At 38.3% G+C, this 8,468-nt stretch carries 7 protein-coding genes; 3 read left to right on the forward strand and 4 right to left on the reverse strand.

Annotation, left to right across the window (positions count from 1 at the left end; translation table 11 throughout):
* Positions 1 to 122 precede the first annotated feature (122 nt).
* The 4 genes from HMPREF3103_RS02500 to HMPREF3103_RS02515 all read right to left on the reverse strand — a co-directional run bounded on the left by HMPREF3103_RS02500 (position 123) and on the right by HMPREF3103_RS02515 (position 5,744).
* Entirely contained in the window at positions 123 to 2,084 is a 1,962-nt protein-coding gene (locus HMPREF3103_RS02500; RefSeq protein ID WP_070437099.1) for an FtsX-like permease family protein, read from the reverse strand.
* Complete coding sequence (locus tag HMPREF3103_RS02505; RefSeq protein ID WP_070437100.1) at positions 2,077 to 2,844, reverse strand: ABC transporter ATP-binding protein; 768 nt, start codon at positions 2,842 to 2,844, stop codon at positions 2,077 to 2,079. Before HMPREF3103_RS02505 ends, HMPREF3103_RS02500 begins: the two co-directional genes overlap by 8 nt.
* 169 nt (positions 2,845 to 3,013) lie before the next feature.
* Positions 3,014 to 4,984, reverse strand: a complete 1,971-nt coding sequence (locus tag HMPREF3103_RS02510; RefSeq protein WP_070437101.1) for an ABC transporter permease — start codon at positions 4,982 to 4,984, stop codon at positions 3,014 to 3,016.
* On the reverse strand, positions 4,977 to 5,744 hold the full coding sequence (locus HMPREF3103_RS02515; protein ID WP_070437102.1) for an ABC transporter ATP-binding protein: 768 nt from the start codon (positions 5,742 to 5,744) through the stop codon (positions 4,977 to 4,979). Before HMPREF3103_RS02515 ends, HMPREF3103_RS02510 begins: the two co-directional genes overlap by 8 nt.
* A 534-nt stretch (positions 5,745 to 6,278) precedes the next feature.
* Here HMPREF3103_RS02515 and HMPREF3103_RS02520 point away from each other — a divergent pair.
* From HMPREF3103_RS02520 to HMPREF3103_RS02530, 3 genes are read left to right on the forward strand one after another with little or no spacing between them, the layout of a single operon-like run.
* Positions 6,279 to 6,752: an S-ribosylhomocysteine lyase gene (locus HMPREF3103_RS02520; protein WP_070437103.1), complete on the forward strand. Its 474-nt coding sequence runs from the start codon at positions 6,279 to 6,281 to the stop codon at positions 6,750 to 6,752.
* Between the two features lie 51 nt (positions 6,753 to 6,803).
* A complete protein-coding gene (locus tag HMPREF3103_RS02525; protein ID WP_070437104.1) occupies positions 6,804 to 7,691 on the forward strand; it encodes a MetQ/NlpA family ABC transporter substrate-binding protein in 888 nt (295 codons plus the stop codon).
* A gap of 3 nt (positions 7,692 to 7,694) precedes the next feature.
* Positions 7,695 to 8,387: a 5'-methylthioadenosine/adenosylhomocysteine nucleosidase gene (locus HMPREF3103_RS02530; protein ID WP_070437105.1), complete on the forward strand. Its 693-nt coding sequence runs from the start codon at positions 7,695 to 7,697 to the stop codon at positions 8,385 to 8,387.
* Positions 8,388 to 8,468 lie beyond the last annotated feature (81 nt).

An 8,468-nucleotide genomic window follows, 5' to 3' on the forward strand; every position in this document is an offset into this window, starting at 1 on the left:
TTTGTGTCTAACTTTTGGGGTGCACTTCAAAAACCTTGTCCTTTTGTGTGATTTTTAATGTGAAAGAAGCCATCCAAAATAGGTTTCTTATTCAAAACAGTCTGCTCTTTGTGAACGTTTTTTTATCGTTTCACAATCTTAAAGTAACTTCTAGAGGTTACTTTGTAGACGATAAAGTAAACGATTAAGAAAATAATCCCAATGACAATCGATGCAATCAATGTTATTTGAGTATTTACTCCAAATAATTGTGCAATCTTCGTATACATTTTAAACGCAAAAGCTGTATGCATGAATGCCGTTAATAGAGGCATGAAGAAGACAATTAATACTTGGCGATTGATAGATTGTTTAACGGTTTTATGATCAATTCCCATTTTTTGTAAGATGACAAAACGGTCTCTATCCTCATATCCTTCAGAGATTTGTTTGTAGTAAATCACTAATACCGCACCTACAAAGAAGGAAACTGAAAGTAAGGCCCCAATGAAGAGAAGACTTCCCATAAATCCATATATTTCTTTCGCAGCTTCTGTTTTACTAGACATGGCTATAGGGACACTATATTGATCTACATCTATATTTTGATAAGCATCAAATTCTTCTTTTAAACTTTCTTCTTTTGTATCTGTGTTCCATAGTGAATAGTACTGCACTCTCTCATGATTTCCTGGATTGATAAAGTCATATACGTCTTTCACAACCACCATATAAATATTATCCACTAAGGCTGATAGTTGAGGCAAGGTCGTCTTATACTTATCATCGTTTAAATCACCAACAACTTTATAGTTTTTTTTGGCAGTAGTCAGTGTTGAAAACTCTTTGCCGTCTCCTTTTGTATGGCCCACTACCATTTCATTTTCTTTCAAGGAAAGATTCGTTCCAAAAATGCGGTTATAATCCTCTTGCGACATCACCGTCAGAGCTACCACATTCTCTGCCCCAGAGAAAGAATTCATAATCTCAACAGAATCTCCTTTTTGAAGACCAAAACGAACGGATTGTCCAAATGAAATTTCATTCTTAACAGTTGATAAAGATTTAGCTTGAATATCTTTCATCGCTTTACTTGCTTCTGCTTCTTCCTCTTTAGAAGTCAGGAATGAAGAAGCTGAATATTCCGTAGGATAAGATTCATTTAGTGTTTTAAAAGCTCCTGCTTGTAGGGAAACCGTCGTCCCTAGTGTTACTAATACCATGGTAGATAGAATACACACACTAGCTAGTCCGGCAGCATTTTTACGCATACGGAATTTTAAATTGGAGATTGAAATAAAGTTTGTTGGTTGATAGAACAGCTTTTTGTTTTTTTGCAATGCACTTAAAATCGCAATAGAACCTGCATCAAACAGAATGTACGTTGCAATAACAACCATAACAACCGCAACAAAGAACATCACGATGGCTGCCATCGGACTTTCAATCGTTTGGGACATATAGTACGCTAGCCCTAAAATCACAAAACCAATGACTGCGCGCGTCTTCATGAAACGACCTTTTGTTTCACCAAATTTCTTTGTTTTTAGCAATTCTAACGGACGGCTTGTATAAATTTTCGTAGCGTTCAAGAAGAACACGATCAAGAAGATGACGCCCATGAAAATATATACAAAGAAGACACTACCGATTTGTAAGTGATACTCTAGTCCGATTGGATATTGAATCAGTTTCAAAAGAACAGCAAATGCAAAACGGTGAAAAACCATCCCGAGAGCAATCCCTGCCGTCACACTGACGAGTGCAAATAGGAACAATTCCATAAAGCTAAGAATTTGTACATTTTTACGGTCTAAGCCTAAAATTCCATACAAACCGAATTCTTTTGAACGATTCTTCATTACAAAGCTATTGGCGTAAAGTACGATTAATAACGCCACAATTTGAATCACAATCACTCCCAACCCTAAGGAAAGAGCGATAGAAGAACCCCCTCTTAAAGTGGAAAGTTCTGGCATTGAAGATAATGCGTGAACGATATAAGAAATCATCGTAACCATGACTGTTGCAAGTCCAAATGGTAAATAAAGCGAATGATTCTTTTTCAAATTCGTCACGGCTAATGAACTTAGTAGTTTAAACATGTGCCTCACCTCTGTTTGCCATCACGGTTAACGTTTCAGAGATTAACTCAAACATTTGTTGGTCACTTCTGTCTCCACGATACAATTGATTATAAATTAATCCATCTTTAATAAAGAGCACTCGTTTAGCACGACTTGCCGCAACCGTACTATGCGTTACCATCAAAATTGTTTGACCATTTTCGTTGATTTTATCGAACAAATCTAATGTGTTGCTAGCTGATTTAGAATCGAGCGCTCCTGTCGGTTCATCGGCCAGTAGTAAACTTGGATCTGTAATCATGGCACGACCAATAGCCACACGTTGTTGTTGACCACCTGATAATTCATAAGGATATTTTTTCAATAAGTCTGAAATTCCTAGCATTTCCGCAATCGGCTTCACTTTTTGTTCCATCTCTGCAATTGGACGTCTTGCTAAGACTAGTGGCAATACGATATTGTCATATACTGATAATGTTTCTAATAAGTTGAAATCTTGGAACACAAACCCTAAATGGTCACGTCTGAATTCTGTTAGTACTTTGGAAGAAATCTTTTGGATGTCTTCCCCGTTTAATAGGACACTTCCACCTGTTGGACGGTCTAGAGTCGCTAAAATATTTAAAAGTGTCGTTTTCCCTGAACCGGATTCCCCCATCACTGCCACATATTCGCCTTCTTCAACAGAGAAGTTAATATCTTTCAAAGCTGTTACTTCCGCAGCTCCGAATCTTGTTTGATATACTTTTTGTACATGTTGTACGTCTAATAATGTCATTTGTTTTCACCCTTTGTTTTAATTTGTTGAACACAGTATAACCGAAATAAAAAGTGAATTCATGACACCATCCTATCATTTTTTATTCGTTTCTTACATTTTTGTCACTTTAAAAATTTCATCAAAAAAGAGGCTCCCTTCGGAAACCTCTTTGAATATTCTTAGGCAATTATCGCTTGATAATTCTGAAGTAACTTCTTGAAGTGATTTGATAAACAACGAGATAAACCACCACGAAAATAGCTCCAATCACGATTGTTGCATTTAATGTGACACTACCGTCAACACCGAAGAGTTCGATAATCTTACGGTACATCTTAAAGGCAAACGCCGTATGGATAAACGCCATGACCAATGGTAAGAAGAAGACGATGAGCACTTGGCGATTGATGGATTTCTTAATCGTTTTTTGATCAATTCCCAATTTTTGCAAGATGACAAATCGATCTCTATCTTCATATCCTTCAGAAATTTGTTTGTAGTAAATGACAAGCGCCGCTCCGATAAAGAAAGCAATAGATAGAAGAGCCCCCACAAAGAGCAAACTTCCCATAAAGCTATATAATTCCTTAGCCGCTTCATTCTTACTAGCTAAGAGTAAATTGCCATTTTTATACTGATTTGCTACCTTTTGGTATGCTTTGAATTCTGCATCTCGTTGAGAAAATTCGGTTGTTGTATCCCACAACGAATAATACATGGCCTTTCCGACAGAAGGTTCCATAAACTTCATCGGATCTTGGACAATCGCCACATAAATATTATCAGATACATACGGAAGCTGAGGCATTACTTTTTTATACGCTTGGGCATCAATCATTTCTTTGACTTTCAAAGTCGCATTAAATACAACAGACCAGGTCTTCACCTCGTCCACTTTTGAGACATTCCCTTTGACAAGACCTAGAATGATTTCTTTATCTCCTACCGAATAGTTCGTTCCAAACAAGCGATTATACTCGTCGACCGAAATAATAGTCAACATTGCAGCTGGGCTGTCCCCAGAGTGTACTCCTGTTAAATCAAATCCTTTCTCAGTGCGAGCACCAAAACGAAGTACACTTAAGTAACTTCTTTCATTAGAAAGTTTTCCCTTCGATTGCGCCTTGATTTGTTGAACGATTTCTGGGTATTTGTTCACTTCTGATTGGTCGATAATATATCCAATTGCGGAATAGGCCGTTGGATAGTTTTGATCTAGCTTTTCAGTCGTTCCTTTTTGTAAAGCCACTGTCGTCGCCAATGTCACTAAAACCATAGTTGATAGTACACACACACTTGCAAGACCTGCAGCATTTTTACGCATACGGAACTTTAAGTTTGAAATCGAGATAAAATTCGTTGGCTTGTAAAATAACTTTTTATTTTTTTGCAGTAGAGCCAGCAACGCAATTGAACCCGCATCAAATAAAATATAGGTTGCAATGACTACTAAAAGAACTGCTAAGAAGAAATAAAGAAGTGCTTTAACAGGTGACTCAATGGCTTGAGACATCGTATAAGCAGTTCCTAGCATCACAAAACCCACAATGGCACGGACGGCTACAAAACGACCTTGTTTTTCTCCTTTTTTCTTTTCCTTCAAGAGTTCAAGCGGACGACTCATATATAATCTTGTCGCATTGATAAAGAACACCAGAGCGAAAATAACCGCTAAAGTAAAGTACACATAGAAGATACTTCCGATTTGTAACGAATATTCAATCCCGATGGAATATTGAATCAACCCCAACAATAAGGCAAAGGATATGCGGTGGAAAATCATTCCAAGAACAATCCCTAGCGTAACACTGACAAAAGCAAAGATGACTAATTCAATAAGACTGAGTAATTGAATATTTTTACGGTCCAGACCCAAGATTCCGTATAAACCGAACTCTTTCGAACGGTTTTTCATCACAAACGCATTCGCATATAAAATAATAACAAGCGATACAATTTGAACAATAATAACCCCAAATTGCAATGTTTTAGCCATCTGGGCACCGCCGTTTAAGGTTGCAAGTTCCGGCATTGCAGATAAGGCATGTGTAATATAAAGAACAACGGTTACCAATACCGTTGCTAGAGCATAGGGTAGGTATAACGAATGGTTCTTCCGTAAATTCGTAATCGCCATCGAACGAAGTAAATTAAACATGTACCTCACCTCTGTTTGCCATCACAGTGAGCGTTTCTGAGATTAATTCAAACATTTGTTGATCCGTTCTGTCTCCACGATACAATTGATTATAAATCAACCCATCTTTAATAAAGAGCACTCGTTTAGCGCGACTGGCAGCCACGGTACTATGCGTTACCATTAAGATTGTTTGGCCATTTTCATTGATTTTATCAAACAAATCTAATGTGTTGCTAGCTGATTTAGAGTCCAGAGCTCCAGTTGGTTCATCGGCCAGTAGTAAACTTGGATCGGTAATCATGGCACGACCGATTGCCACACGTTGTTGTTGACCACCTGATAATTCATATGGATATTTTTTTAGTAAATCTTCAATCCCAAGCATTTCCGCAATTGGTTTCACTTTCTTTTCCATTTCTTCGATTGGTCGACGAGCCAATACGAGTGGAAGCACCATGTTGTCATACACCGATAATGTTTCTAATAAGTTGAAGTCTTGGAACACAAACCCAAGATGATCGCGACGAAATTCTGTTAATACTTTGTCTGAGATTTTTTGAATATCTTCACCATTTAGAAGCACTTTCCCTTCTGTTGGACGGTCTAGAGTCGCTAAAATATTTAAAAGCGTCGTTTTCCCTGAACCAGATTCCCCCATGACGGCTACATATTCTCCTTCTTCCACAGAGAAGTTAATATCTTTCAAAGCTGTTACTTCAGTTGCTCCGAATCTTGTTTGATACACTTTTTGTACGTGCTGTACGTCTAATAATGTCATTATTGTCACCTTCATTTTGAATTTGTTAACCATAGTATACCGTAAAAAAATTACAAATTCATGACATTCTACTATTATTTTATGGACTTCCCCCTCTTTGGTTCAAAATCATTAGTGTATCCACTTGTAAAAACGAACGAATTTAAAAAACACCATCTTTATAGTACGTATATTTTACTAATTCACGAACTATTTCATAAAAACGTTTCGTATAGTTTGTTTTTAAGATTGACAACCTTCTTTATTTCTAGTATAGTCTTTATATAACTTATTTGAAACGCTATGAAAAGAGAGTCAAAAATAGAGCTTACCGCAAACCGAATATCACTCTATTTTTAACGAGGTTTTTGAGCTGATTGTCTGATTTGCTAGGACAATACGGGTTCTCCCGTTACAGAGTTACCGTATAGTTGTACGGAAGTAATCTTCTATAAGAAGACTGTAATGGCGTCACCACAACTTCAACTCGTCCTTTTAGCGTTGGCTAGAAGTGCGGGCTTTTTTTATTTTGTTTCAATGATCGGAGGAATAAACATGGCTGAAGTAGAAAGCTTTACACTCGACCACAACAAGGTCATCGCTCCTTATGTTCGATTAATTGCGAATGAGCACGGAAGAAAAGGAGATGTGATTTCAAATTTTGATATCCGTTTCTTACAACCGAATAAACAAGAAATGCCAACAGGTGTTGTTCATACCTTTGAGCACCTATTAGCCGATCTTTTACGAGACCGCTTAGAAGGAATTATCGACATCTCTCCTTTTGGATGCCGTACAGGATTCCACTTGATTTTATGGGAAGAACGATCACCTGAAGACATTGCTCGCGCATTGAAATCAACGCTAGAAGAAATCGTTGAGAAGATTCAATTCAAAGATATTCAAGGCGTCTCCGCCGTTCAGTGTGGAAACTACCGTGACCATTCATTATTTGGCGCAAAAGAATACGCCAAACAAGTATTGAAACAAGGTATTAGTATCGATCCTTTCGAGAGAAAAATCATTTAACCACTCATTCAGTAAGAAACATTAGACACCTAGACTGGAGGAACTCCCCATATGAAATTAAAAACGATTGCTAAATCCCTTATCGCTCTCTCTACTGCATTCGTCTTAGGCGCTTGCGGAAATAACACTGCTTCAAGCTCTCAAGCTTCGCAAGGCTCAGAGACTTCAAGCAGTGAACCTAAAACCGTTAAAATTGCTTCCGTTGGTTCTGATGCGGATATATGGAGACATATTGCCGAGTCTGAACAAGCTAAAAAAGCAGGCCTTAAAATCGAAGTACAAGAAATTAACGGTGGCGTGCCATTGAACGAAAGTGTGGCTGACGGAACAGTCGATGCCAACGCATTCCAATCCATTGGGTACTTACAAGGATTTAACGAAGCGAATTCCAACAAACTCGTTCCAATCGGTACAACTTATATCGAACCAATGGGGCTTTACTCTAAGAAGGTGAAAAGTCTAAACGACTTACCAAACGGTGCAAAAATTGCACTTCCAGATAGTCCATATAATGCGACTCGTGCCCTTCGTTTATTAGAAAGTGCCGGACTGATTAAACTGTCTAGTTCTTTCAAAGACGGAACGGGGACTACCAGTGATATCGTTGAAAACAAGAAAAACTTTGAGTTCTTAATGATTGATGATACGACTAGCGTACGTGTCTTAGACGATGCTGATTTAATCGCAATCGGAAACACCATCGCACTTGAAGGTGGATTAAATGTATTAAAAGATGCTTTATTCTATGAAAAAGCGGATGAATCAACCATTAATAGTATCAATGTAATTGTTGTGAAGGCAGAGAATGCCAAAAATCCAGAAACCTTAAAACTAGTGGAGCTGTATCATGATCCAGAGATTCAAAAATGGATTTCAGAAAAATTCGACGGAACTAAAGTGGAAGTGAATAAACCAATTTCTGAAGTATGGGGGAAATAATTCATGAAGATTGCGATTGTTGCTGCCATGAAAGAGGAACTCCTTCCGTTTGAAGAGCACTTTTCTCCAGGAAACGTCATCTTTTCAAAAGGGCCTATTCGTATTTTAGAAGTACATGAGAATCTGATTCTTGTTCAATCTGGTATTGGAAAAGCGAATGCTGCCGCGGCTGCCGCTTGGTTATGTGATAAAGTCCATCCTGATCTCATCATTAACACGGGAACTACAGGAAGCTTTAATCCAGAATTAGGCTTAGCAGACGTGATTGTCTCTACGAAATTTGCCTATAGCGATGTGGATGCGACCGGATTCGACTACGCATGGGGACAAGTCCCTCAAATGCCAGCCAATTACCCTGTCGATGTAAAATTACAACAAAAAGTGCTCACGCTTCTTCGCGAACAAGTCCAAACCTTCTCGGTCCATAGCGGATTTATTGCTACAAGCGATTCTTTTATGAGTTCGGTTGATGCTGTTGCAAACATTCGCGCCAAGTTGCCAGATATTACAGCTAGCGACATGGAAGCAGCGCCGATTGCGCAAGTGGCTAGTTTCTATGATATCCCTGTATTGAACATCCGTGGCATCAGCGATCATGTAGGGAAAGAGGCACCGGATACTTTTGAGGAAACCCTTGAAAAAGCTTCTCAAAACGCATTCGAAGCAGTACGGATACTTGTTGAAAACTTCTTATAAATCTTCCTAGATATACGTAAACGCTAAACCCAAAAAGGAGCCAGACTACTTGATATGTACCCCCTTTACTGGACAAACCAG

This window comes from Granulicatella sp. HMSC30F09, assembly GCF_001806915.1.
In the GTDB taxonomy this organism is placed as follows: Bacteria; Bacillota; Bacilli; order Lactobacillales; family Aerococcaceae; genus Granulicatella; species Granulicatella adiacens.

Coding starts and splice junctions, on each gene's coding strand:
- HMPREF3103_RS02530 (WP_070437105.1), top strand. CDS start 7,695: ATGAAGATTGCGATTGTTGCTGCCATGAAAGAGGAACTCCTTCCGTTT.
- HMPREF3103_RS02500 (WP_070437099.1), bottom strand. CDS start 2,084: ATGTTTAAACTACTAAGTTCATTAGCCGTGACGAATTTGAAAAAGAAT.
- HMPREF3103_RS02505 (WP_070437100.1), bottom strand. CDS start 2,844: ATGACATTATTAGACGTACAACATGTACAAAAAGTATATCAAACAAGA.
- HMPREF3103_RS02525 (WP_070437104.1), top strand. CDS start 6,804: ATGAAATTAAAAACGATTGCTAAATCCCTTATCGCTCTCTCTACTGCA.
- HMPREF3103_RS02515 (WP_070437102.1), bottom strand. CDS start 5,744: ATGACATTATTAGACGTACAGCACGTACAAAAAGTGTATCAAACAAGA.
- HMPREF3103_RS02510 (WP_070437101.1), bottom strand. CDS start 4,984: ATGTTTAATTTACTTCGTTCGATGGCGATTACGAATTTACGGAAGAAC.
- HMPREF3103_RS02520 (WP_070437103.1), top strand. CDS start 6,279: ATGGCTGAAGTAGAAAGCTTTACACTCGACCACAACAAGGTCATCGCT.